Origin of the sequence: Streptomyces sp. B3I8, assembly GCF_030816915.1 — a bacterium.
Classification (GTDB): Bacteria; Actinomycetota; Actinomycetes; order Streptomycetales; family Streptomycetaceae; genus Streptomyces.
In genome coordinates, this window is record NZ_JAUSYN010000002.1 from 753519 (window position 1) to 778644 (window position 25126).

Genomic DNA, 25126 nt, shown 5'->3' on the forward strand with positions numbered 1-25126 from the left:
TGCCGCCCGGACGGTTACGCGCGCGGACGCTCGAAGGTCAGCAGCAGTCCCTCGACGGCGCCGGGACCTATGCGGCCCTTGACGTCGGCGGAGGTGACGGCCTTGAGGCCCCAGCCGTCCTCGGCGTGCTTGTTCAGGACCTTCTCCAGCTTGTCGCTGTCCAACGCGTCACCGACCAACGACTCACGGAAGGTGACGACCTTGTATTCGTACGTGTAGGAGCTGCTCATGGTTGTTCTGGTCCTCCAGCCGGCTGAGCCGGGTAGGTGTGGGACTGCCGGGGCCGGCCCATCATCCCTCGGCACCCTCCCGCGCCGCGACCCGCGTCCCGGAGCACTCCCGCCGGCGCTGTTCTGACCACGGACCACGCCGGTCCTGTCCGCACACGAACGGCCGTCGGGCCGGGCCCGGTCGATGCTCCGGCCGCGTCCCGCCCCGGTGAGTACGGCTCCCGGCTCGGACTTCTGGACCTCGCGGGCCACGGGTCAGGAGCGTCCGCCCGGCCGGCCGTGCGGGTGGCGGCCTCCGGCTTCTCCCCGGCTGCAGAAGTACGTCTGCACGCCGTTCCGTCGTCCGTGTGCGCCGGGCAGAGCCACCGGCACTTCTCGGCCATCGCGCCGGACTCGCGGCGGGACGCGGCGACGTGGTCCTCCTGTGTCACACGGACCGGGGCACGGCCGGGCGCCGTGCCCCTCGTCCGGCCGCCCGGTACGCCGCGAAGGCGCCCTGCGGGACCGCCCCGCTCTCATCGAGGCGGTTCCCCGTGCGTCGGACCAGCGGGTTCCGGCGCCTGCCGGCTGCTCCCGACGTCCCCCGGCACCGTGGAGCCCGTGTGGCACCTCGTCGCCGACGGCGCGCGGTCCAGGGCGGGGTACGCGGAGAATCGCGACATGACGGCCATTGTGCCGAGAACGACTCGTCCTCCTCACCCGGCCTCACCCACCACCGCGAGAACCGGAACCACTACTCCCGGCCGTCTCCTCCTCCGCCCGGGAACCCCTTCCCGTACAGGGGCGTTGACAGGGGTTGCGGGCAGGGGCGAGGGGAGTGGCACTGTGACTCAAGTGAAGGCGCGGGATCCTCGACGGCTGCTGTTGGTCGAGGACGACCGGGAGCTGGCCGACATGCTCTCCGGCACACTGCGCGACGAGGGGTACGCGGTCGATGTCGCGACCGACGGTCAACGGGGCCTGCATCTCGGCCTCTCCCGGGAGTACGACGTCCTCGTCGTCGACCGGCGCCTGCCGGCGCTCGACGGCCTGGACCTGCTCGGCCGGCTGAGATCCCGCGCGGTCCGTACCCCGGTGCTGATGCTGACCGGGATGGGAGCGGTGAACGACCGGATCGACGGGCTGGACGCCGGCGCCGACGACTATCTGGTCAAACCGTTCGACCTCGACGAACTGAGCGCCAGATTAAGGGCGTTGTGCCGTCGGGCGCTCGACAGCGCGGACGTCCTCAGCATCGGCTCGGGGCGTCTGTTCGTCGGCCGCCGGGAAGTGGAGTTGGCCGGCGGCGAGCGGATAGCGCTGGCTGCCCGGGAGTTCGCCCTGCTCTGGGTGCTCGCCTCCCACCCCGACGCCGTGTTCTCGCGGGCACAGCTTCGCCGGCTGGTGTTCCAGGAGGCGCCGGCGTCGTCGATCGTCGACACGTACGTCTACTACCTGCGCCGCAAGCTCGGCCGCAAGGTCGTGCGCACGGTTCGCGGCTCCGGTTACCGGCTGGGGGCGCTGTGAGACCGTCGTCGCCCGCCGAGTGTGCGGCGGTGCGGCGGGCCCGGTTACGGATCGCCGTGATCACCGGGGCGATCATCACCCTGCTGGTCACGGTCGTCGGCGGCGTCGCGTACACGGTGATGGTGCGCGCGCAGAACGGCCAGGTGTGGCGCGAGGTGCGTTACAGCGCCGAGTACGGCGACCTGACCAGCCCTCCGGCGTGCACCTGGCTGTACGCGCCCGGCGTGACACCGCAGGCCGACGCCCCACCCGGCTTCCCCTCGCGCGCCGACGTGGACCGGGTGCGCGGGAGCCACGAGGCCGTGGAACGCACGGTGCGGCGCAACGGCACGGTCTACGTGGTGCGTACGCAGGTCCGGACGGACGGGACCGTCGTACAGGCGGCGTTCGACATGCGTTTCCAGCTGGCCGACCGCGGCCATCTGTGGTTCGCGCTGGCCGTCGCGGAGCTGGTGGGGCTGTTCGCCGCCGCCGTCACCGGCGCGGTCCTCGGCCGGCGGGCGGTGGCCCCGCTGGTGGAGGCCCTCACCCGGCAGGAACGCTTCGTCACGGACGCCAGCCACGAGCTGCGCACACCGATCACCCAGGTGTACACGCGGGCCCAGGTGCTGGCCCGCCAGGCCGCCGCCCAGCGGTTGCCGGGCCCGCACCGCGCCGATCTGATCCGGCTGGCCGACTCGGCCGGCCGACTCGGCGAGGTGCTCGACGACCTGCTGCTGTCCGCGAGCCTCGCGGCGGATCCGGCTCGCCCGGCGGAACGCCGGCCGGTCGACCTGGTCGCGCTGGCCCGGTCGGTGGTGGCCGAGGAGTCGGACCGGGCGCGGTCCCGTCGTCTCACCGTCGCCGTGGACGGCCCGCCGCACCCCCTCGTCGTCGCCGGCATCGAGTCCGCGCTGCGCCGCGCCGTCGGCGAGTTGCTGTCCAACGCGATCAGCCACACCCCGGCAGGGGGGCGGGTCGAGGTGGGCCTGTCGCGCTCCGGCGGCGTGGTCGGACTGACCGTCACGGACACCGGGCCCGGCTTCGACCCCGCCGCGGTCGACCAGTTGTTCCAGCGGTTCCACCGGGGCAGCGGCGACGGCGGACGGTACGGGCTGGGGCTCGCACTGCTGCGCGAGGTCGTCACGAGCCACCGGGGCACGGTCGCCGCCACCGGCCGCCCGGGCCACGGCGCCCGGTTCACCATCCGGCTGCCCGAGTACGTACCCGCCGTCCCGGTCCCGGCGCGTGCGGTCACGGCAGTGCACGTGTGGCGAGCAGCCGGGCCGCGGCGCGGACGTCCGCGTCCAGCGGGCGGTCCGGCTCGACCGGGGGAATCTCCTCGATGAGCGCGTCGAGGAGGTCCGCGCACCGTGGCGCGGTGGGGCGGCGGGCGCCGACGTGGACCGCCTGGCGCAGACCGAGCGCGAGCGACCCGCACAGCAGGCCGAGCAGCTCCGCCATGTCGTAGGAGCGCAGGGCGGCCTGGGTGCCGAACGGTACGACGTCCTGGTTGTGCAGGTTCGTCGGCAGGCTCTGCATGCTCGCCGGTGTCGCGTTCCGGCGGATCTCCGCCACGAACGCGGTGCCGGCGAGCTGCACGCCCTGGAGGCCGTGCTGCAGACCCGGCGCCGTGGCGAGCATCGGCGGCAGCCCGCCGTTGCGTGCCGGGTCCGTCAGCAGGTCGAGCTGGCGTTCGGCGAGGTTGCCCAGCTGGGCGGTGACCGAGGCGAGCAGGTCGGCCGCGAACGCGGCGGGCTGGCCGAAGAAGTTGCCGCCGTGCACCACCTTTCCCTGCTCCGTCCCGTCGTCGGGGAAGAACAGCGGGTTGTCGCTGATGCCGCCGAGATCCGCGGCGACCACGCCGTCGACGTAACGCAGCGCGTCCTCTGCGGCGCCGAGCAGCTGCGGGGCGCAACGGATGCTGTACGGCTCCTGCAGCGGCCGGGTGCCGGACGGGGTGAGGCCGGTGAGCGTGCCCCGCATCCGGGCGCCGACGGCGACCGCGCCCGGATGGCCGTAGACGCGCAGCAGGTCCGCGTCGAGGAAGCCGGGGTCGCAGCCGAGGAGGTCGGCCAGCAGACAGGTGAGGGCGGCCAGTGACCGGTGCGCCGCGCGCACGGCGTCGCGGGCCAGGGCCGTGGCCGCGGTGGTGACGGAGGTGCCGTTGACGAGGGCGAGCGCGTCGCGGCCGTTCAGGGCCAGCGGGCGCAGCCCGGCGGCGGTCAGTGCCTCGTCGGCCGGCATGCGGCGGCCGTCCAGGTAGGCGTGTCCCCGGCCGCGCAGTGCCTGGGTGGCGTAGGCGAGCGGGATGAGGTCACCGCTCGCCCCGACGGAGCCGTAGCGCGGAACGGCGGGCGAGAAGGTCGTGGCGAACATCGCGGCGAGCCGGTCGACGACCTCGGCGGACACGCCGGAGACGCCCTGGGCGAGGGACCAGGTGCGCAGCAGGAGGGCGGCACGGCAGATCTCGTGCGGCAGGTCGGGCCCCTGGCCGGCCCCGAGGTGGGCCAAAGTGTTGTCGCACTGGTCGGCTTCGTCGGGCCGGCCGGCGTACCCCACGAGGGCGCCGAACCCGGTGGTGGCGCCGTAGATGCGGGGGGCCTCGCCGTCGCCGCCGTGCCGCAGGCCGTGGAAGAAGCGGCGGCCGCGGTCCAGACGCGAGCGGGCCCCGTCGTCCACGGTGACGGTGAGCGGGTCCGCCGCGCGGCGCAGGACGGCGGAGTCCGGGGGGCCGGTGAGGGAGACGGTGTTCGTGGTGGTGAGCACGTGACGAAACGTAGGCGGTGAATCTCAGAGCGTTCTGAAAACCGCTGGCTAGCTTCCGGAACATGACCCATGACTACCTGACGACTCACGACTACCTGATCATCGGCGCGGGGCCCGCCGGGCTGCAACTCGCCGCCCTCCTGGAACGGGACGGCGCGGACTACGTCGTTCTGGAGCGTGGCAGTGGTCCGGGTACGTTCTTCACCCGGTTCCCCCGGCACCGGTACCTGATCTCGAACAACAAGGTGCACACGGGGTACGACGATCCGGAGCTGCGGCTGCGGATGGACTGGAACTCCCTGCTGAGCGACGATCCGGAGCTGGTGTTCACCCGGTACAGCCCCCGCTACTTCCCGCCGGCCGACGACCTGGTGCGCTATCTGACGGACTTCGCCTCCCGCACCGGGGTGCGCGTACGGTACGACACCGCCGTCGAGAAGGTCTCCCGCGGCGCCGGGGGCTTCACCGTCACCGACGGCTCGGGCACGGCGTGGCGGGCCCGGCACCTGGTGGTCGCCACCGGGATGCCCGTGCCGAACCTGCCGTCGGTCCCGGGCGTCGAACTGGCCGAGCGGTACGACACGATCGACACCGATCCGGAGAACTTCACCGATCAGCGGGTTCTCCTCATCGGCCGGGGCAACTCCGCCTTCGAGACGGCCGAGAACCTGATGGAGCACGCGGCGGTCATCCACATGGTCGGCTCGGGCTCGCTGAAGATGGCCTGGCGGACGCACTACGTGGGGCATCTGCGCGCGGTCTACAACAACTTCCTGGACAGCTACCAGCTCAAGTCGCAGAACGCCCTCCTGGACGGCCGGGTCGTCTCCATCGAGAAGCGATCGGACGGCTACCACGTGCGGGTCTCCTTCGAGCGGGTCGACGAGGTGGTCAAGGAGATCCGCTACGACCGGGTGATCGTGGCGACCGGGTTCCGTTTCGACCGCTCGGTCTTCGACGAGACCTGCACGCCGGACGTGATCGTCGACGACCGCTTCCCGGCGCTGACGCCGCTCGGCGAGTCGGTCAACGTGCCCGGCCTGTACTTCGCGGGGACGCTGATGCAGGGCCGCGACTTCGGGAAGGCCACCACCGGCTTCATCCACGGCTTCCGCTACACGGTGCGGGCGCTGCACCGCGGGCTGCGGCAGCGTCACGACGGCGTGCCCTGGCCGACGACCGAGCTCGGGGACGCCACCGAGCGGGCCGTCGACGCCGTGATCACCCGGGTCAACCGGTCCTCCGCGCTGTGGCAGCAGTTCGCCGTCCTCGGCGATCTGCTGCTCCTCGGCCCGGACGGCACCCTGCGCTACGCCGAGGAGGTGCCCGTCGCCCATGTACCGGGAGCCGTGCGCGCCGGAGACTTCGGCGAGGTGGCCGCCCACGCGGTGATCACCCTGGAGTACGGGGAGGGCCACGACCGGATCGACCCGTTCGACGTCTCGGCGAGCCGCAAATCGCAACAGGACACGTCGGGGCTGGACGGCCGCTATCTGCATCCGGTCGTGCGCTGGTACCGGGACGGCGAGTTCGTCGCCGACCACCACCTGACCGAGAACCTGGAGAACGAGTGGGACAGCGAGGAGTTCCACCGCGCCCCGCTCACAACGTTCCTCACCACGCACCGGAGCGCCGTCACCCCGACCACCACCGCCGCGCACACCGCCACCCCGAGCGCCGCCGCCCCGGTGGCGCCGTGACGCTGCGCGAACTGCACGAGAGGGCACAAAGGACGCTGGACCCTGTCGTCTACGACTACGTGGCGGGCGGCGCGGGCGAGGAGCGCGTCCTCACCGGCAACGAGCAGGCGTTCGAACGGTACGCGCTGCTGCCGCGGGTGCTGCGCGGCAGCGCGACCCGGGACACCGCCGTCGACCTGCCGGGCGCCCCGCGTACGGCACCGGTGCTCGTCGCGCCCACCGCCTTCCACCGGCTGGTGCACCCGGGCGGCGAGCGGGCCACGGCCCGCGCCGCCGCGGCCGAGGGTGCCGTCCTGGTGACGGGGGCGGCCGCGACGACCGCGGTCGCCGACGTCGTCGGCGCGGCGCGCGAGGCGGCCCCGGACCCGGCCGTGTGGTTCCAGCTCTATCCGCATCCCCGCCGGGAGGTCACCGCGGCCCTCGTCCGGCGTGCCGAGGACGCGGGCTGCACGGCCCTGGTGGTCACCGTCGACTCGCCGGTGTTCGGCCGGCACGTCCGGGACCTGCGCAACGGGTTCACCGACCTGCCGCCGGGCTACGCCGCGGAGAACATGCGCGATCTGCCCGGCTCCCCGCCGGGAGGCCTCACCGACATCCCCATGTCGCCCGAGGCCGGCTGGCCGGACCTCGCGGAGATCGTGCGCGGTGCCGCGCTGCCCGTGCTGGTCAAGGGGGTGCTGCACCCGGACGACGCGCGGCTGGCCGTCGGGCACGGCGCGGCCGGGGTGATCGTGTCCAACCACGGCGGCCGCCAGAGCGACGCGGTCCCGGCGGCAGTGGACCGTCTGCCCGCGGTCGCCGACGCGGTCGCGGGCCGGGTGCCGGTCCTGCTCGACGGAGGGGTGCGCCGGGGCAGCGACGTGGCGGTGGCACTGGCCCTGGGTGCGCGCGCCGTCGGCGTCGGCCGCCCCGTGGTGTGGGGCCTGGCCGCCGAGGGCGAGGCGGGGGTGCGGCGGGTGCTGGCGACACTGCGGGACGAGTACGACCACACGCTCGCCCTGTGCGGCGGCCGCCGGAACGCCGATCTGACCGCCGACATGGTGGTGCGGGAGGGCGGGGCACGATGAGCGGCGGTACGGAGACGTGGTGGCTGCCGCGCGCCGTGGTGGCGCTGCGCGTACGCATCTTCGAGAAGGTGAACGGCGACCGTGCGGTGACGCTGCCCAACGCCACGCACGGCCCTGAGGTGTTCGAGCGGGTCTACGCCCACCCGGCGGCGAACGGGCGCAGCGAGGGGGCGGGGCTCTCCGACCTGTTCTGGTACTGGCTGGCGCCGGGGCCCGAGGTGCACCAGGAGCACCTGGAGCCCGGCGAGCGCTACGAGGACGTGGCCGCGACGACGCGGCGCATCGTCGCCGGAAGCTCCGAGGAGCTCACCGCGGCGGCCGCCCGCGCGGTCGCCGGCGTGCTGGACACGCTGCCGGACGACCGCGTCGGTCTCGTCCGGCTGCGGGACCTGGTGATGCCCGCGTGGGCGGAGTTCGCCTACGAGCTGGTCTTCCGGGAGCCGTGCCCACCGCGTGCCCGGGAGTTGATCGTCGCGCACGCCGACGACGTGGTCACCGCCCTGAAGTGCACCGGTCTGCGCCACCCGCGGCGCCGGGCCCGGCTGACGGAGTACCTGCGGGAGCGGGTCGCGGCCGGTGACGTGCCGTACCGCCTCCCGGCCTCCCTGTCGCCGGCGGAGCAGGTGCACTATCTGCAGGGCACCTTCTTCAACACGGCGGTCGTGCAGCTCTCCGAGGCGACCGCGCACGTCCTGCTCGCCCTCGCCCACCACCCCCGGGTACAGGGGCGCCTGGCGGCGGCCCCCGAGGACGACCGGTACCTGACGCACGTCCTCGACGAGACGATGCGCCGGTACCCGCTGTTCGGCATCGCCCACCGCGTCACCACCGGTGAGATCCCCCTCGACGACGAGACGGTACTGCCGGCCGACACCGTGGTGTGCTTCAGCTACCCCGACTACCACGCCACCGGATACGACCGGCCCGACGTGTTCGACCCGGACCGCTGGACGGCTCTGGCCGCCAGGGACGCGCACCACATCCCGTACGGCGTGGCGAGGAACCGGCCCTGTCCGGCCTGGCGGCTCTCACCGCTCGTGCTGCGCGCGGCGGTCCGCGAGGTGCTCGGCCGGTTCCGGCTCGACTCCACGGCCTCGCACACCCGTTCCATTCCGCACCGGGCGCCCTGCCTGCTGATCCCGCACGGTCTGCCCCCCGCGTCCCGCCGGGTGCGCGCGCTGCGGACCTTCGTCCGGCTGCGGGACGGTGTGGAGGACGTCACCCGGGGCGTACGGCAGTTGGTGCTCGGCACGGTCATGGTGCTGCACGCCCGCCGACTGCGCCCGGCCGGCCGGTACTTCGACGAGCGGCGGACCGGCGGCTGCCCGGTCGTCCACGCCGCGGAAGGAGGCAGGGGATGACACCCGCGGAGCCCGGGCCCGTGTCCGTTCCGACCGCTCGAGGAGTGGAGACGTGACGATTCCCGCGCGGCCGGCCGCGCTGATCCCCCGGCCCCTGATGTTCTGGACCGGCGTCGCCCTCACGTGCGCCGGCGTGGGCCAGCACGTGTGGATGTTCGTCGACTCCGCGTCCATGGACTACCACATGGCCATGATGGGGACGTCATGGACGATGTGGGCCGCCATGGCCGCCATCGTCGCGGGCGTGCTGGTCTCCGGGTTCTCGGTGGTGCAGCCTCCCGGGACGGGTCCCTCGGCGGCCCCCGCGCCGGCCGCGACGTCCCGGAGGGACCGGCACCGCCTCATCGGCGTGCTGAGCTTCGCGCTGATGGTGGACCAGATGAAACCCGCCACCCTGGCCTTCATCCAGCCCGGCATGCGCGCCGAGTTCCACCTGGGCGCCTCCGGGATCGCGTGGCTGCCCACGGTGGCGCTCAGCGGGACGGTACTGGGCTCGCTCCTCGGGGGCCGCGCCGCGGACCGCGTCGGGCGCCGGGCCACGATCCTCATCGCGTCCCTGCTGTTCCTCGGCACGACGGTGTGCGGCGCCATGCCGACCTTCGCCGGCGTCCTCGTGATGTGCGCGCTGATGGGGATGGCGGCCGGCGGCATGCTGCCCGTCGTCTACGCGCTGATGACCGAGAGCCTGCCGCCCGGCCGGCGCGCCGCCATCATGGTGCTCCAGGCCGGACTCACCACCACCGGCGGCTACATGACCGCCGCCGGTCTTGCCGCGGTGCTCATCCCGCTCACCGGGTGGCGCATCGCCTGGTTCGCCCAGCTCCCGTTGGTCCTCGTCCTGATCGGGCTGAACCGGTGGATACCGGAGTCGGCCGCCTTCGCCGCCCAGCGTGCGCGGACCCGACGCGTGCCCGCCTCCACCCTGTTCAAGCGCCCCCACCGGGTGAAGACTCTGGTCGTCGGCGGCTACGCGCTGGCGTGGGGCCTCGTCTACTGGGGCTTCATCACCTTCCTGCCCAGCCAGTTGGAGTCCTCGCACCCCCACGGCATGTCCGCCGCCACCCTGCTGTTCATCTCGTCGCTGTTGTCGATCCCCACCTGTGTGGTGGCCGCGTGGCTGTACATGCGCTGGTCGGCGAAGGGCACCATGGTCGTCTACGCGGCGCTCACCGTCACCGCCCTGCTCCTGCTGGCCCTCGTCGGGATGAACGGCGGCCGGCCCGTCCTGCTGACGGCCGTGATGCTGCTGTTCGCCGGAACCGCCGGGGTCATCGCGCTCATCGGCCCCTACACGGCCGAGATCTACCCCCTGGCCATCCGGGGGACGGCGGGCGGCTGGGCCGCGGCGGTCGGGAAGTCCGGCGGGGCCTTCGGTCCCCCTCTGGTCGCGCTGATCCTCTCCGCGCCGGGAGGCATGCGCACCGCCGCGGTCCTCGTCGCGCTCCCCGTGGCTCTGGCGGGGATCGCCGTCGCCCTCCGCGGCAGCGACCCCCGGTCCGCCGCCGCCGGCCCCGGGGACACCACCGTCCGGCTGGACGCCGAACTCGACGCCCTCGTGCACGGCGCGGGCGTCCCCGCCACCAAGGCGCCCGCGCCGGCATCGCGCACACCGGAGAAGGAGGACGCGCCGGGAGGCGACCCGGATCCGGCCCGCTGACTCCTCGGCGATCCGGCCCGTAGGCCCGGCCCCGTCGATGCGGCCCGTTGGCGCTCGACGGTCCGGCCCGCTAACTCCCCACCGCGAGGCGGCGCTTGTCGGGCTTCCCGGCGGCGGTGAGCGGTACCTCGTCGAGGAGGGTGAGCCGGGTCGGCGCGCAGGCCCCGCCCAGCTCGGCCGTCACCCACGCGCGCAGCTCGCCGAGGTCCGGGAGGCGGCCGGCGGCGGGCACCACGAAGGCGTGGACGGCCTCGCCGGTGCTGTCGTCGGGCACGGCGACCACGTACGCCTCGGCCACCGAGCGATGGGCGGCGAGCCGCCGCTCGACGGGCCCGGCGTAGTACACGTTGGCGTTGACGATGACCACGTCGCGGACGCGCCCCGTGAGCCACAGTCGTCCCGACGCGTCGAGACGGCCGAGGTCGCGGGTGCGCACCCACCCGTCGGTGAACACCTCCGCGCTGAGGTCCGGTTCCCGCCAGTAGCCGGAGCCCTGGGCCGGGGTGCGGACGAACAGCTCGCCGTCGGTGCCGGGCGGGACCGGGCGGCCGGAGCGGTCGCGGATCTCCAGATCGACGGGCGGCAGGCCGAGGGAGCCCGCCGGCTCGTCCGGGGTGGCCATGGAGATCATGCCGGTCTCGGTCTGTCCGTAGCCATGGAAGACGACCGGGCCGAGCACCTCGGCGGCCTCCCGCAGCCGCCCCGGCTCCAGCGGTGAACCCGACACCATCAGCGCCCGCAGGCTGCCGAGGTCCACGGGCGAGGCGCGCTGCGACGCCACGAGTTTCGTCAGCCGGGCGACCGTGATGACGCTCGCGGTCGCCCGGTACCGCACCAGGGCGTCGGGGAGGACCGGCGGGTCGGCGGTGACGAGGGTGCCGCCGGCGGCGAGCGCCAGCAGCCCGTACTCCATCATCACCTGGCTGGCCAGGGTGCCGAACACCAGGAACCGGTCCAGGCGCCCGGCGAGTTCGCGCACGGCGGGCGGCCAGGCCTCCGGGCGGTGGGCCCAGCCCGCGGTCATCGCCGCGTAGGTCTGGACGCACGCCTTGGGGAGGCCGGTGCTGCCGCTGGTGTGCAGGAGCCGGGCGACGTCCCCGGGCCGTGCCCGCACCCGCGGCCGCTCGCCGCCGTCGGGCGCCGACAGCAGGTCGTCGAGCGCGAGGACGAGCCCGGCCCCGTGGGCGGCGGAGTCGTCGAAGCGGTCGGTGACCCGCACGGCGACGTCCCGCAGCAGATGCTCCCGCTGCGGTCCCGTGAGACCGGGGCGCACGCCGACCACACGGGCCCCGACGACATGGGCGGCGATGATCGCGGCGAACGCCCCGGGCCCGACCCCCAGCAGCATGGCGACGCCGTCCCCGGGTCCGACCCCGTGTTTGCCCAGGCCGCGCACCGCGCGCCGCACCATGCCGAGGAGCCGGGCCCCCGAGACCTCCTCGCCGCCGTGCTCGAACACCGTGCGTCCGCCCGCCGCGTCGAGGAGGTCCAGCACGGGGCCGGGGAACTGCTCAGCCAAGGCTCTCCCTCACAAAGGCGATGAGCGGCTGCCGGTGGACGGCCGGCAGGTTCCACTCGTTCTCCAGGTTCTCCGCCAGGTGGTGGGTCCCCGCGAGCACGCCGTCCCGGTAGTGCCGGACGACGGGGTGGAGATACGTGGAGTCCATGGCGTGCTCGACGTCGTTCTCCAGGACGCGCGGGACGCCCACGTCGAAGGGGGTCGGCCTGGTCGTGGTCGAGCCCGTACTCCAGGTCGACGACGAACCGGTGCGCGGCGGTCCCGAGGGACCCGTCGACGACGTAGTCGAGCGGAACCTCTTCCTGGTACACGGCCCGGTCGCCGTCCACGCCCCCTACGCCGTCCACACCGACCACGTCACCGAGGAACGCGAACTGCTGCCACAGGTCCGAGGAACGGTTGACCCGGGCGATGACGGCGTCGGCGATCGCCTCCGGTGTCGCCTCCAACTCCCGCGCCGGCCAGGGGGTGTCGAGGTGGCGGGCGCCCAGGATGCGGTGCAGGGCGCGGGTCGCGTAGCGGAAGCCGTGGATGAAGCCGTTGGTCGACTTCTTGAAGTCCCGCTGCTGCATCAGCGTGCCGGTGAAGTAGAGGTCCGGCACGTTGACGGATTCGAAGGACGAGGTCTGCTCCGGGAAGCGGTCCTTGATGACGAGGGCGGGGCGGCAGTCCTCGTCGAAGACGGAGGCGTCGAAGCGGAAGCCGGTGCACGCGATGATCCGGTCGTAGTACAGCTCGCGCAGCGGTTCCGAGGTCCGGGCGTAGCGGAGCATCACCCGGAAGCCGCCGCCGTCGGCCTTCTCGATGCTCTCCACGGTGCCGTCGAGCACCGCGTTCTGGGACTTGAGCTGGTAGGTGTCCAGGAAGTTGTTGTTCACCGCGCGCAGATGGCCGAGGTAGTGGGTCTTCCACGCGAGCTTGACCGAGTGCGGTCCGGCCAGATGGATGACCGCGGCCTTCTCGATGAGGCCGTCCGCGGTCTCGAACGCGGAGTTCCCCTTGCCGATGACGAGCACTCGCTGGTTGGTGAAGGAGGCGGGATCCGGGTCGAAGGTGTCGTACCGCTCGGCGAGTTCGAAGCCCGGGATGTCCGGCTCGTAGAGCCGGGAGATGCCGGTGGCCATGACGAGGCGTCTGGCCCGCCAGGTCCGTCCGCCGCCGTCGTGCACGGTGAAGACGCCGTCCGTGCGGGAGACCCGGACCACCTCCGTCCCGTACTCGACGCGTACGCCGGTACGTGCGGCGAAGTCGGTCAAATAGCGCACGAAGTCGTCCGCCGGCGGGAAGTAGCGCTCGGTGTACCGGGTGAACAGCAGCTCCGGGTCGTCGCTGAGCAGCGAGTTCCAGTCCATGCGCAGCTTGAGCTCCGGGTCCGTGAAGCCCGTGTTCACCTTGTTGGTCGATATCAGTTGCCGATGGCGGGGGTACCGGGTGAAGAACGTCCCCGGCCCGCTCCCCCGCTCCAGGACGACGTAGTCGCGCCCGTCGCGTTCCAGCAGTGAGGCGAGTTGAAGTCCGGCCGGTCCGGCCCCGACGATGAGATAGTCGCGCACCATGGGCCGGACGCTAGCGAGGCGAAATCAGAGGCCTTTGAGATTCGGCGGCGTCCCGGGGCGCGCCCGGAGCGCCCCGGCGGCCGCTCGCCCGGTTTCGGCACCCGACTTCGGGCCCCGGGCCCCGATCCTCGCTCCCCCGGGCCGGCGGTCCGCCGCCTGCCCGCCGCCTGCCCGCCGTACCCGCGGGGTTCCGGGCGCTCCGGTTGCACACGCTCCTCGGCGTCTGCGAGCCTTCACGGTGGAGGGCTGTGAGAACGGCCACCACTGTGCGCGGGAGAGCGGGCGGTCCGGAACGACCTGCGGCACCGGCGAGCGGCGGCGCGGCGACGACGCCGCGACGACACCGTGCACGGGCTGCCGGAGGCCGTGACGATGCCCGTGTCGGCGTGAGGCGGCTCCGCAAGCCGTCGCAGTCGTGCGCCGTCGTGCGCCGTCGTGCGGCGTCGTGCGAGTCCACATGGTTTCGCGCACGTGTGCGTGACCGCGGGCCGTCTGCCATGGAATGCTCCAGGCGGGGTAGCTGGACTTGCGTTTCGGACCGAGGAGAGACATGAACGACACCGCCGCTGCCGGCTCGGGGAACCCTCCCGGGCAACGGGCACGGCTCGGTGCGCCTCTCGACGCGACGCTGGAGGGGGTGGGCACGGCTGCCCTCGTCCTCGATCAGGCAGGCCTCGTCGTCGCGGCCAACGAGCCGGCTCTCAGGACGCTGGACCGGCGGCTGGAGGAGCTCGTCGGGAAGGACTTCCACGACCTGCTGCACCGTGACGAGCACGGCAACGCCGTACCCCGCCTCCGCTGCCGGCTGAGGAACGCGGTCCTCGGCAAGGACACCCGGCACGGCGACGCCGAGTGGTTCGCCCGGGGGGACGGCACCCTGTTCCAGTCGTGCTGGCTGGTCACGCCCTACACGTCGGCCCCGGAGACGGCCGGCGCCCTCGTACTGCTGTACGAGCCGCCGCAGCCGGGCGAATCCCTCCCCGGCGAGGACGTCCACTCCACACGACTGACCGAACTCGACCGGCTGGCCCTGCTCGCGGAGACGACCACGCAGCTCACCTCGACCCTGGACGTGGACGAGGCGCTGCACCGGCTGGCGGCCCTCACCATCCCCCGGCTGGCGGACTGGGCGGTCTTCGACCTGCTCACCGAACGCGACGAGGTGCGACGGGCCCTGGTCGTGGAGCACAAGGACGGGGTCCTCGTCGAACGGGACGACCTGCAGGGCCCCATGCCTCCCGTGCCGGAGGAGTCCCCGATGCCGCTGTCGCGTGCGCTGCGCGGCACCGCCTCCTCGCTGGCCGGCCCCTCCACCTACCAGGGCGCGCCCGATTCCGGCATCGCGGTCGAACAGCAGCGCCTGTTCACCGCGACGGGCATGCACTCCGCCGCCATCGCACCGATCCGGGGTCTGCGCGACGTGCTCGGCGCCCTCACCCTGGGCCGCGCGCGGCACCGTGAGCCCTTCACCCTCGCGGACCTGCCGTTGCTGGAAGATCTCACCCGCCGCACCGGCCTGGCCCTGGACAACGCGCGCCTGTACCAGCGTCAGCGCAAGGTCGCCGAGACCATGCAGCGCCATCTGCTGCCCCAGCTCCCCACCGTGCGCGGACTGGAGATGACCGCGCGGTACCTGCCGTCCCCGGATGCCTCGTCCGTGGGCGGCGACTGGTACGACGCCTTCACACTCGGCGACGGCACCCACGCACTGGCCATCGGCGACGTCGTCGGCCACGACCTCGACGCCGCGGCCGGCATGGCGCAGGTCCGCAACATGCTGCGCGCCTTCGTCTGGTCCCGGCCGGCGGCCGCACCCAGCGCCGTCGTCACCCAGCTCGACGAGGCCGTGATGCACATAGCCGAGGTCCCCATGGTGACCATGATCCTCGCCAGGCTCACCCGCGGTGACGACGCGCTGTGGCGCCTGCACTGGACGAACGCCGGCCACCCGCCGCCCCTGCTCATCACCCACGACGGTCAGGCCGAGTACCTCGACGGCGCCCACGGCATGCTGCTCGGGACAGAGGTCGTCAGACCCCGCCCCGACTCCGTCACCGTCCTGCCGCCCCGGTCCACGCTGCTGTTCTACACCGACGGGCTGGTCGAATCACCCCATCACTCCATCGACCACGGGCTCAGCCGCCTGTACCGTCACGCGGCCTCCCTCGCCCACCGCAACCTGGACTCCTTCTGCGACGCCCTGCTGGAACGGGTACGCCCCGACGACAACGACGACGACGTCGCCATGCTCGCGCTGCGCACCCCCTTCCACACGGCGGCATAGCCTCGGCGACGACGTACCGCCCGATTCATCCCAAAAAGCTCAACCGGACCGTGCGGTCGGCATTGTCCACGTTCGTGTCGACCAGGCACACGGACTGCCATGTGCCGAGCTGGAGCGTGCCGTCGACCACCGGGAGGGTGGCGTGGGGCGGGACGAGGGCCGGCAGGACGTGGTCGCGGCCGTGGCCGGGGCTGCCGTGGCGGTGCTGCCAGCGGTCGTCGGCGGGCAGCAGGGTGTGCAGGGCCGCGAGCAGGTCGTCGTCGCTGCCGGCGCCGGTCTCGATGACCGCGACGCCCGCGGTGGCGTGCGGGACGAAGACGTTCAGCAGGCCGTCACGGCCCGCCGCGGCGTCGCGCAGGAAGGCCTCGCAGTCGCGGGTGAGGTCGACGACCCTCTCCGAGCTGCCGGAGGACACGTTCAGGACACGAGTGGTGAAGGCTTCGGGCATGCCCCCATCCTCACCCGGGTGCGCTGTTTCACACTCCTCGGCTCGCCCGCCGCCGGGGCGGACCGGGAAGACCGACGCTTGCACCGGGGTTGGTAGAAACATGAACGACAGTGGGGCGCGTGAGGTCGACGTCGTGGTCATCGGTGCCGGGCAGGCGGGGCTGTCCGCCGCGTACCATCTGCGGCGCACAGGCTCCGAGCCGGAGACCGGTTTCGTGGTCCTGGACCACGCCCCGCGCCCGGGTGGCGCCTGGCAGTTCCGCTGGCCGTCGCTGACGTACGGCAAGGTGCACGGGATGCACTCGCTGCCGGGCATGGAGCTGACGGACGCGGACCCGGAGCGCCCCTCCTCCGAGGTGATCGCCGCGTATTTCGCCGCGTACGAGAGCGCCTTCGACCTACGGGTGCGGCGTCCGGTGGACGTCTCCGCCGTGCGGGAGGGCGTGGGCGGCCGGCTACGTGTGGAGTCCTCCGCCGGTGTCTGGTCGGCACGGGCGCTGATCAACGCGACCGGCACCTGGGACCGCCCGTTCTGGCCCCGCTACCCGGGCCGGGACACCTTCCGCGGACGGCAGTTGCACACCGCCCAGTACCCCGGCCCCGAGGAGTTCGCCGGGCAGCGGGTGATCGTGGTGGGCGGTGGCGCGTCCGGGACCCAGCACCTGATGGAGATCGCCCCGTACGCCGCCGAGACCACGTGGGTCACCCGGCGCCCGCCGGTCTTCCGCGACGTTCCGTTCACCGAGGACGTGGGGCGGGCCGCCGTGGCGCTGGTCGAGGAACGGGTGCGCCGGGGGCTGCCGCCCCAGAGCGTCGTCTCGGTGACCGGGCTGCCGCTGAACGACGCGATCCGGCAGGCGCTCGCCGACGGCGTCCTGGACCGCAGGCCGATGTTCGACCGGATGACGGAGAACGGCGTGGAGTGGGACGACGGGCAGCGGGTGGACGCCGACGTCGTCCTGTGGGCGACCGGTTTTCGGGCCGCCATCGGGCACCTCGCCCCACTGCGGCTGCGTGAGCCGGGCGGTGGCATCCGCGTCGAGGGCACCCGCGCGGTGGCCGACCCCCGCGTCCACCTCGTCGGCTACGGTCCCTCGGCCAGCACCATCGGTGCCAACCGGGCGGGCCGGGCGGCGGTACGGGACATCCTCCGTCTGCCGACCGCGGAACCGGCAGCGGTCGCCTGAGTCGCTCGTCCGGGGGCCGGGGCCGGGAGCCAAAGGCCGGGGGCCTTGGGCCGGTTGTTCAGCTCCGGCGCCGGGCATGTGGCTTTTGTGTCGGCACGCGGCGTTCGCGTCAGCGCGACGCCGGAACGCGTCCCGCTCGCCCGGAGCCGGTCGAGTGCGGCCATGTTGCGCCGGTGTTCCTCGTACGCCGCGGTGAAGCGGGGGTCGCCCGGCTCGACGGTGACGAAGCACAGCCGGTTCCGGGGTCGGTTTCAGTGCGGCGCACAGCACGTCCTCGCCGGGGTTGGAGATCACTTCTTCCTGACGGTGTCGACCAGCAACCGCAGCAGGGGCCCCGGCGTCGTCTTCTCGTCGACCGGGTACGTCGCCGGGAAACGGTAGCCCGCCGGGTCGCCGTGAGCCTGCGCCGGCAGCTTCAGGTCCGCCTTCGGCAGGGACTTCACGGTGGTGCTCGCGGGCGGTCCGAGGGCCTCGTCGGCGGCCGCGTGGACCTGGTCGGCCCGCCACTCCTCCGGGATCACGAGTGTCCGGGGCCGGTGCTCCCGGTTCCCGCCGCCCACAGTGGCCGGCGGCACCGACACGGCGCGGCCGCGAGGACGGCTCCGGCCGTGAGGAGGGCGGCGCGGCCGCGAGGGGTCAGACGGACCGAACTCCTCGTGTGCCCTCGCTGGGGCGTGCGTCCGCATGCGGCACCGCAACCCGCATATTTTGACGAACCTGACATACCTTCATCCCGTCGGCTCCAGCTGGGCGTCCCGGTTGACGAGCGCCGCGTACCGGCCCCCCCGGGCCAGCAGTTCGTCGTGCGTCCCTCGTTCGACCGTGCGCCCGGAGTCCAGGACCACGATCTGATCGGCGCCGCGGATGGTGGAGAGCCGGTGGGCGATGGTCAGGGTGGTGCGGTTGGCCGACAGCGCGTCGATTGCCTCCTGCACGGCGTGCTCGGTGCGGGTGTCCAGGGCGCTGGTCGCCTCGTCGAGGATGAGCACGGGCGGGTCCCGGAGGATGGTGCGGGCGATGGCGAGGCGTTGTTTCTCCCCGCCCGAGAATCGGTGGCCGCGCTCGCCCACCACCGTGTCGTAGCCGTCGGGCAGGGACGCGATGTGGTCGTGGATCTGCGCCGCCGTGGCCGCCGCGTACAGCTCCTCGTCGGTGGCCTCGGGCTTGGCGAATCTGAGGTTCTCGGCGACCGAAGCGTGGAAGAGGTATGTCTCCTGGGAGACGACGCCGACCGCGCGGGCCAGCGTGTCGAAGTCCAGGTCGCGCACGTCGGTGCCGTCGAGGGTGACCCGGCCGCCCGTGACGTCGTACAGCCTGGGCACCAGATGGCTGAGCGTGGACTTGCCGGAGCCGGTGGGGCCGACGACGGCGAGGCTGCCGCCGGCCGGGATCGAGAGGTCGATGTCCCGCAGGATGGGACCGCTCTTGTCGTCGTAGGCGAAGGCGACCTTCTCGAAACGGATCTCGCCCCTGACCTTGTCCAGGTGGACGGGGTTCTCCCGCTCGGTGATGTCGATGGGAAGGTCGAGGTATTCGAAGATGCGCTGGAACAGTGCCAGGGAGGTCTGGATCTGTACTCCCGTGGCCAGCAGGCTGACGGTCGGCCGGAACAGGCCCTGTTGCAGGGAGACGAACGCGACCAGCGTGCCCAGGGAGATCGACGGTCCGCCGACCTGGAGGGCGATGCCCGCCACCCAGTAGATGAAGGCGGGCATGGCGGCCATGACGACGCTGATGACGGCCATGCGCCAGCGCCCGGCCATGTTCGACCGGACTTCGAGGTCGACGAGGCTCTCGGACTCGGCGGCGAAGGAGTGGGTGAGGGAATCGGCACGGCCCATGGTGCGGCCGAGCAGGATGCCGCTCACCGAGAGCGACTCGGTGACCGTCGCCGCCATGACGGCCATCTGTTTCTGGCGCTGGGTGGCGATCTTCTTGCGCTCCCTGCCCACCCGGCGGCTGATCCAGACGAAGACCGGCAGCAGGAGCAGCGAGGCGACGGTGAGCCGCCAGTCGAGGGCGATCATGGCCACGACGGTGGCGACGACACTGGTGACGTTGGAGACCAGGGAGGTCGCGGTGGAGGTGACGGTCGCCTGCATGCCGCCGATGTCGTTGGCGATGCGGGACTGCACCTCGCCGGTGCGGGTGCGGGTGAAGAACGCGAGCGACATGCGCTGCAGCCGACCGTAGACCTGGGTGCGCAGGTCGTGCATGACGCGCTGGCCGACGGTCGTGGAGACCAGGGTCTGCAGGACACCGAAGACGCTGGTGACGACGGCGCTGAGGATCATGCCGAGCGCCAGCAGGCTCAGCAGCCCGGTGCGGCCCTGGGGGATCGCGACGTCGAGAATCTCCCTGAGCAGGAAGGGTGTCGCGACGGCGACCAGCGAGGAGGCGCCGACCAGGAGGCCGACGACCGTGAGCCGGCCGCGGTAGGGCTTGAAGAGTCTCAGGATGCGGCGCACCTGCCGGGGCTGGTCGGGCGAGGTGCCGGGGGACGGGGTCCAGTTGATGTCGTCGCGGGGCATGGCTCCTACGGGTGGTGAGGCGTCGATGACGGACGGAGCATAGCTCATTGTTACCTATACTCACAATGAACTGCATCCTGATATTGTTCCGTCATGACCATGTCCGGCTCCGCCGACCACGACGGCCCGTCCCACCACCCTCAGGGCCCGTCCGACCGTTTTGACGCGGAAGGGCTGCTCGCCGAGCAGTTGATGCGGCTCACCCGTCGGGTGCACCGCATTCAGAAGCATCATCTGCAGGAGCGCAACCTGGGCGTCACCCCTGCCCAGTCCCGGCTGCTGCGCACTCTGGCGCACTACGGGGAGCCGCCGCGCATGGCGGATCTCGCCGCCCGGCTCGAGGTCGTTCCCCGGGCCGTGACGACGCTGGTCGACGGATTGGAGGCGAGCGGCAAGGTGCGCCGGGTGCCCGATCCCACGAACCGCCGGGTCACCCGGATCGAACTCACGGACGACGGATTGGCGTCACTGCGCGAACTGCACGCGGCACGCCGGTCGGCGGTGGAGGAGATCCTCGCGCCCCTGTCGGTCGATCAGCGCACGGCGCTCGAGGACCTGCTGGACGCGCTGGTGGAGGGACCGCACGGCGGCGGCACGCGGACCGCACCACCGCCGAACGCGCCCGCTAGACCTTCAGATCGGCCTTGTCCCCCATGACCACCACCGGGTGCTGGTTCGGGTCGAGCGTGCGCAGCAGGTACTCCATCCCGGACTTGGACAGGCTGACGCACGCGGAGGTCCCGCTGCCGTGGTCCATGTGCAGCCAGATGCTGCCACCCTTGGTCTGTCCCTCGGGCCGGGTCGGGTCGTTGGGCGAGGTGCCCTTGACGCGGTTGTAGTCGATGGCGATGACGTAGTCGAAGTCGTGCCAGTGCGACTTGGACCAGTAGTGCGGCGCCTGGAAGGACGCGGACCGGGTGTACGGCAGCTTGGCGCCGGGGTCTGCGAGGACACCGCCGGCGTCGCTGAGCGTGAACACTCCCACGGGGCTGCGGTTGTCGCCCTCGTGATGATCGGTGGTCCAGCCCTTCTTGCCGTTGTGCCCCTGCCAGACGCGGGTGCGGTCCCAGGTGGAGCCGTGCCGGGTGTACAGGGCGACCGTGGAGCCGGTGGAGTTCCGGCCGTCGCCGTAGACCGCCACGACCTGGCGGGAGGCGGAGGGGATCTGACTCCGCAGCCGGTCGCCGACATCCGGGATCGCCTTCAGACCGGTCGTCCGCGCCTTGGCCTGACCGGTGCGGACGGCCGCCGCGCCGTCGGCCTTCGCCCCGCCACCGCCGTCCGAACCGCCGCATGCCGACAGGGACATCAGCAGGACACCACAGGCCGCGGCCGCGGCTCCGGCGCGTACAGCATCCTTCACACCGCCTATTCGCATGCCGTCCATCGTCCCATCGTTTCCTCGGCAACCACGCACGGCCCCTCGTTTGTGGGCGGGTTGAGACACGACGGAGTCCCGATGGGCACACGGGCACGCAGCGGGTGGAAAATCGGTTGCCTCCACGTACTCCGCGCGGCGAACCTGACACGGTTTGCTGTGCACCCGCCCGCCGGCTCCCCCGGCCCGTCGACCGGGACGGACCGGCACCGGAACCGCACCCCGAGCACCGTCCGCCCCACCCGAGCACACCCGAACTGCTGGGACGTCATGCAGATCCAAGACCTTCCGTATCCCGATCCGGGCGTGCCGGACGCACGTTCGGGTCCCCGCTTCCTGTGGTGGCTCTTCCGCAATCAGCTCGGGGGGCAGTTGCGGAGCCTGCTGTGGGGCCTGCTGCACTTCCTCTCCGTCTCCGGGCTGTCCTTCTGCGTCGGCCTGGCGGTGCAGTCCGTCGTCGACGGTTCCGCGACCCGGCTGGCCTGGACGGGCGGGCTGCTGGCCCTGTGCGGGGCCGCCATCGCCCTGGGCGACACGATGCTGCACCGCACCGCGGTGACCAACTGGATCACCGCTGCCGCCCGCGTCCAGCAGTTGCTGGCCCGCAAGGCCGCACTGGTCGGCGCGGCGCTGACCCGGCGGGTGGCCGCCGGAGAGATCGTCTCCGTGTCCACCGGTGACGTCGAGAAGATCGGCTGGCTGGTCGAGGCCGTGTCCCGGTTCACCGCCGCGGCGGTGACCGTCATCGTGGTCTGCGTGGCCCTCGTCGTCTATCAGCCGGCGCTCGGCGTGCTCGTCGCCGTCGGCGTTCCCGTGCTGGCGCTCGCCGTGCTGCCGCTGCTGCCGCGCGCCACCCGGCGCGCCGACGTCCAGCGCGAGAAGGCGGGCCGTGCCACCGAGCTGGCCTCGGACACCGTCGCCGGGTTGCGGGTACTGCGCGGCATCGGTGGTGAGGCGCTCTTCCTCGACCGCTACCGCCGGGCCTCCCAGGAGGTACGCAAGGCGGCGGTGCACAACGCCCGGATGTGGTCGCTGATCTCCGCCGTCCAGGTGCTGCTGCCCGGTCTGCTGCTGATCGCGGTGGTCTGGCGGGGCGTGGCCCTGGCGCGGGACGGCCGGATCGACGTCGGTGAACTGGTCACCGTCTACAGCTCGGTGCTGCTGCTGACCTATCCGTTGCAGCACTTCGAGGAGTTCGCGATGGCGTACTCCTTCTCGCGGCCCTCCGCGCGGCGGGCGGCCCGGGTGCTGTCCCTGGAGCGCGCCACCGACGCCGGGGGAACGGGAGAGGCCGCGGTGCCCTCCGGTGACCTGTACGACCCCGCGACCGGGCTGCTCGCCCCCGCCGGGCGGCTGACCGCGGTGGTCTGCGGGGACCCCGACGCGGCGGGTCTGCTGGCCGAACGGCTTGGCGGACATCCCGCCGAGAGGAGTACCTCCGTGCTGCTGGGCGGGGTGGCGCTGGACGAACTGCCGCTCGACGTGGCCCGCACCGCCGTCCTGGTGCAGGACAAGGATCCGGTGCTGCTCTCCGGCACGCTGCGCGATCTGCTGGACGTGCCCACCTCGGGTCTCGTCGGCAGCGAGGAGGCGCTCGCCGCCGCCCAGTGCGGTGACGTGCTGGACGCCCTGGCGCAGGCCTCGCCGTCCGCGCGGGAACCGCTGGAGACCCGGATCACCGAGCGCGGGCGTTCGCTGTCGGGCGGGCAGCGCCAGCGGCTGGCCCTGGCCCGGTCGCTGCTCACCGATCCGGAGGTGCTGGTGCTGGACGAGCCGACCTCCGCCGTCGACGCGCACACCGAGGCGCGTGTCGCCGAGGGTCTGCGCTCCCTGCGCGCCGGCCGTACCACCGTCGTGTTCACCTCCTCGCCGTTGCTGCTGGATCTGGCGGACCGGGTGGTCCTGGTGCACCACGGTGCGGTCGCGGCGGTCGGTGAGCACCGCGAGCTGGTGCACACCGACCCTCGGTACCGGGCGGTCGTGACGCGCGAGACCGACGAGGAGACCGCCTCGGCCCGAGGGGACGCCCGTGCGCCGGCCGGAACCGAACCGACCCCGGACGCGGAGGACGCGTCACCGTCGGCGGACGGTGTACGCGAAGAGATCGAGGAGAACGCATGATCGGCGTGACGCCCCCGGCCTACGACCCGGCGGCCCCGACGACGGCGCACACGCTCCCCGTCGGCGCCCCGGCCACCGTGCGCGCGTACGTCGTCGAACTGTTCCGGCGGCACCGCCGGGCCTTCCTCCTCCTCATCACGGTGAACACGATCGCCGTGGTCGCCTCGATGGTGGGCCCGTACCTGCTGGGCGGCCTGGTGGAGCGGGTCTCCGAGCACGCCCGCGACATTCATCTGGAGCGCGTCATCGCGCTGTTCGTGGTGGCGCTCGTGGTCCAGGCCGTGTTCGTGCGGGAACTCCGTCTGCGCGGCGCGGTGCTCGGCGAGCGGATGCTCGCCGATCTGCGTGAGGACTTCCTTGTACGGTCGGTGGGACTGCCGCCCGGGGTCCTGGAGCGGGCCGGGACCGGCGACCTGCTCTCCCGGATCACCACCGACATCGACCGGCTGGCCAACGCGATGCGCGAGGCCGTCCCCCAGCTCGCCATCGGCGTGGTGTGGGCGGCGCTGCTGATCGGCGGCCTCGCCGTGACCGCACCGCCGCTCGCGCCGGCCGTGCTGCTCGCCGTGCCGCTGCTGGTGGTCGGCTGCCGCTGGTACTTCCGGCGGGCGCCGTCCGCCTACCGCTCCGAGGCCGCGGGCTACGCCGCCGTCGCCGCGGCCCTCGCCGAGACCGTGGACTCCGGCCGCACCGTCGAGGCGCACCGTCTCGGTGGACGCCGGATCGCACTGTCGGAGCTGCGTGTGCGGCAGTGGACCGCGTGGGAGCGGTACACGCTCTGGCTGCGGTCGGTGCTGTTCCCGGTCGTCAACCTCACGCACACCACCGTTCTCTGCTCGGTGCTGATGGTCGGCGGCGTCTTCGTCCTCAACGGCTGGATCGACGTCGGACAGCTCACCACGGGCGCCCTCATCGCGCAGATGCTGGTCGAACCGGTGGGCATGATCCTGCGCTGGTACGACGAGTTGCAGGTGGCCCAGGTGTCCCTGGCACGGCTGGTCGGCGTCCGGGACATCGAGCCCGACGCGGGCGACGGTGCGCTGACGCCCGAGGGCCGCGACATCCGGGCCGACCGTGTGCGCTTCGGCTACCGGGAAGGCATCGACGTACTGCACCAGGTGTCGCTGTCGGTCGCGCCCGGAACCCGGGTCGCGCTGGTCGGGCCGTCCGGGGCGGGGAAGTCCACACTGGGCCGGCTGCTCGCCGGTATCTACGCCCCTCGTGAAGGAGCGATCACCCTGGGCGGCGCCGAGCTGTCCCGGATGCCCGCCGAGCGGGTCCGCTCCCATGTCGCCCTCGTCAACCAGGAGCACCACGTCTTCGTGGGTTCCCTGCGCGACAACCTGCTGCTCGCCCGCACCGGCGCGCAGGACGCGGAACTGTGGGCGGCGCTGGGTGCGGTCGACGCGGACGACTGGGCGCGGGCGCTGGCCGAGGGACTGGACACCGAGGTGGGTTCCGGCGGCTTCGCCCTCACCCCCGCCCAGGCCCAGCAGATCGCGCTGGCCAGGCTGGTCCTCGCCGATCCGCACACCCTGGTCCTGGACGAGGCGACCTCGCTGCTCGACCCGCGTGCCGCCCGCCATCTGGAGCGTTCGCTCGCCCGAGTGCTGGATGGCCGCACCGTCGTCGCCATCGCCCACCGGCTGCACACGGCGCACGACGCGGACATCATCGCCGTGGTCGAGGAGGGCCGGATCAGTGAGCTCGGCAGCCATGTGGACCTGGTGGCCGCCGACGGGGCGTACGCGGCCCTGTGGCGTTCCTGGCACGGGTGACACGATGGCACGGGGCCGCCTTCGTCGATGGAGGGGATCGGAGGGAAGGCCGGGCG

The 25126-nt window shown here is 72.7% G+C and carries 18 protein-coding genes and 1 pseudogene; 11 read left to right on the top strand and 8 right to left on the bottom strand.

Annotated features, from left to right (window positions below; all coding sequences use genetic code 11):
- Nucleotides 1-14: 14 nt before the first annotated feature.
- Nucleotides 15-230 (bottom strand): DUF4177 domain-containing protein, encoded by a 216-nt coding sequence (locus QFZ64_RS05605; RefSeq protein ID WP_307062939.1) that lies wholly within the window; start codon nucleotides 228-230, stop codon nucleotides 15-17.
- 834 nt (nucleotides 231-1064) lie between these two features.
- Here QFZ64_RS05605 and QFZ64_RS05610 point away from each other — a divergent pair.
- Nucleotides 1065-1736 carry a response regulator transcription factor gene (locus QFZ64_RS05610; RefSeq protein ID WP_307071588.1) on the top strand — a complete coding sequence of 224 codons (672 nt, stop codon included), beginning with the start codon at nucleotides 1065-1067 and terminating at the stop codon, nucleotides 1734-1736.
- A 56-nt stretch (nucleotides 1737-1792) separates the two neighbouring features.
- Nucleotides 1793-3064: a HAMP domain-containing sensor histidine kinase gene (locus QFZ64_RS05615; protein ID WP_307062941.1), complete on the top strand. Its 1272-nt coding sequence runs from the start codon at nucleotides 1793-1795 to the stop codon at nucleotides 3062-3064.
- Here the strand turns inward: QFZ64_RS05615 and QFZ64_RS05620 are convergent.
- Entirely contained in the window at nucleotides 2970-4484 is a 1515-nt protein-coding gene (locus QFZ64_RS05620) for an aromatic amino acid ammonia-lyase (protein WP_307062942.1), read from the bottom strand. The two genes, QFZ64_RS05615 and QFZ64_RS05620, sit on opposite strands and share 95 nt — an antisense overlap.
- A 62-nt stretch (nucleotides 4485-4546) precedes the next feature.
- On the opposite strand from QFZ64_RS05620, the gene QFZ64_RS05625 reads away from it, so the two are divergent.
- Genes QFZ64_RS05625 through QFZ64_RS05640 form a run of 4 tightly spaced genes read left to right on the top strand, consistent with a single transcriptional unit; the run spans nucleotide 4547 to nucleotide 10269 of the window.
- Nucleotides 4547-6184, top strand: a complete 1638-nt coding sequence (locus QFZ64_RS05625) for an NAD(P)-binding domain-containing protein (protein ID WP_307062944.1) — start codon at nucleotides 4547-4549, stop codon at nucleotides 6182-6184.
- The gene (locus QFZ64_RS05630) at nucleotides 6181-7251 is read left to right on the top strand and encodes an alpha-hydroxy acid oxidase (RefSeq protein ID WP_307062945.1); all 1071 of its coding nucleotides are present in this window, start codon (nucleotides 6181-6183) and stop codon (nucleotides 7249-7251) included. The genes QFZ64_RS05625 and QFZ64_RS05630 overlap by 4 nt, the downstream gene beginning before the upstream one ends.
- On the top strand, nucleotides 7248-8612 hold the full coding sequence (locus tag QFZ64_RS05635) for a cytochrome P450 (RefSeq protein ID WP_307062947.1): 1365 nt from the start codon (nucleotides 7248-7250) through the stop codon (nucleotides 8610-8612). Before QFZ64_RS05630 ends, QFZ64_RS05635 begins: the two co-directional genes overlap by 4 nt.
- 52 nt (nucleotides 8613-8664) lie before the next feature.
- Entirely contained in the window at nucleotides 8665-10269 is a 1605-nt protein-coding gene (locus QFZ64_RS05640) for an MFS transporter (RefSeq protein WP_307062949.1), read from the top strand.
- A gap of 70 nt (nucleotides 10270-10339) precedes the next feature.
- On the opposite strand, the gene QFZ64_RS05645 is transcribed toward QFZ64_RS05640, so the two are convergent.
- Both QFZ64_RS05645 and QFZ64_RS05650 read right to left on the bottom strand, forming a co-directional pair.
- Entirely contained in the window at nucleotides 10340-11788 is a 1449-nt protein-coding gene (locus QFZ64_RS05645) for a class I adenylate-forming enzyme family protein (protein WP_307062950.1), read from the bottom strand.
- Nucleotides 11781-13344, bottom strand: a pseudogene (locus QFZ64_RS05650) (NAD(P)-binding domain-containing protein). Before QFZ64_RS05650 ends, QFZ64_RS05645 begins: the two are co-directional and overlap by 8 nt.
- Before the next feature lie 550 nt (nucleotides 13345-13894).
- Here QFZ64_RS05650 and QFZ64_RS05655 point away from each other — a divergent pair.
- Entirely contained in the window at nucleotides 13895-15628 is a 1734-nt protein-coding gene (locus QFZ64_RS05655; protein ID WP_307062952.1) for a SpoIIE family protein phosphatase, read from the top strand.
- A gap of 25 nt (nucleotides 15629-15653) precedes the next feature.
- Here the strand turns inward: QFZ64_RS05655 and QFZ64_RS05660 are convergent, their stop codons facing one another.
- Nucleotides 15654-16076: a YjbQ family protein gene (locus QFZ64_RS05660; RefSeq protein WP_307062954.1), complete on the bottom strand. Its 423-nt coding sequence runs from the start codon at nucleotides 16074-16076 to the stop codon at nucleotides 15654-15656.
- 100 nt (nucleotides 16077-16176) lie between these two features.
- Between QFZ64_RS05660 and QFZ64_RS05665 the strand changes: the two genes are divergently transcribed.
- A complete protein-coding gene (locus tag QFZ64_RS05665) occupies nucleotides 16177-17262 on the top strand; it encodes an NAD(P)-binding domain-containing protein (RefSeq protein ID WP_307062956.1) in 1086 nt (361 codons plus the stop codon).
- A gap of 290 nt (nucleotides 17263-17552) precedes the next feature.
- Here QFZ64_RS05665 and QFZ64_RS05670 read toward each other — a convergent pair whose 3' ends face one another.
- Entirely contained in the window at nucleotides 17553-17783 is a 231-nt protein-coding gene (locus tag QFZ64_RS05670; RefSeq protein WP_307062957.1) for a hypothetical protein, read from the bottom strand.
- Between the two features lie 207 nt (nucleotides 17784-17990).
- Nucleotides 17991-19793 (bottom strand): ABC transporter ATP-binding protein, encoded by a 1803-nt coding sequence (locus QFZ64_RS05675; protein ID WP_307062959.1) that lies wholly within the window; start codon nucleotides 19791-19793, stop codon nucleotides 17991-17993.
- 192 nt (nucleotides 19794-19985) lie between these two features.
- Between QFZ64_RS05675 and QFZ64_RS05680 the strand changes: the two genes are divergently transcribed.
- Nucleotides 19986-20450, top strand: coding sequence for a MarR family winged helix-turn-helix transcriptional regulator (locus QFZ64_RS05680; protein WP_307071589.1), 465 nt, complete (start codon nucleotides 19986-19988; stop codon nucleotides 20448-20450).
- Here the strand turns inward: QFZ64_RS05680 and QFZ64_RS05685 are convergent.
- The gene (locus tag QFZ64_RS05685) at nucleotides 20419-21171 is read right to left on the bottom strand and encodes a hypothetical protein (RefSeq protein WP_307071590.1); all 753 of its coding nucleotides are present in this window, start codon (nucleotides 21169-21171) and stop codon (nucleotides 20419-20421) included. The genes QFZ64_RS05680 and QFZ64_RS05685 overlap by 32 nt on opposite strands.
- Nucleotides 21172-21441: 270 nt before the next feature.
- Between QFZ64_RS05685 and QFZ64_RS05690 the strand changes: the two genes are divergently transcribed.
- Both QFZ64_RS05690 and QFZ64_RS05695 read left to right on the top strand, forming a co-directional pair.
- The gene (locus QFZ64_RS05690) at nucleotides 21442-23292 is read left to right on the top strand and encodes an ABC transporter ATP-binding protein (protein WP_307062961.1); all 1851 of its coding nucleotides are present in this window, start codon (nucleotides 21442-21444) and stop codon (nucleotides 23290-23292) included.
- Nucleotides 23289-25070 carry an ABC transporter ATP-binding protein gene (locus QFZ64_RS05695; RefSeq protein ID WP_307062963.1) on the top strand — a complete coding sequence of 594 codons (1782 nt, stop codon included), beginning with the start codon at nucleotides 23289-23291 and terminating at the stop codon, nucleotides 25068-25070. Before QFZ64_RS05690 ends, QFZ64_RS05695 begins: the two co-directional genes overlap by 4 nt.
- The last annotated feature ends 56 nt before the right edge of the window (nucleotides 25071-25126 follow it).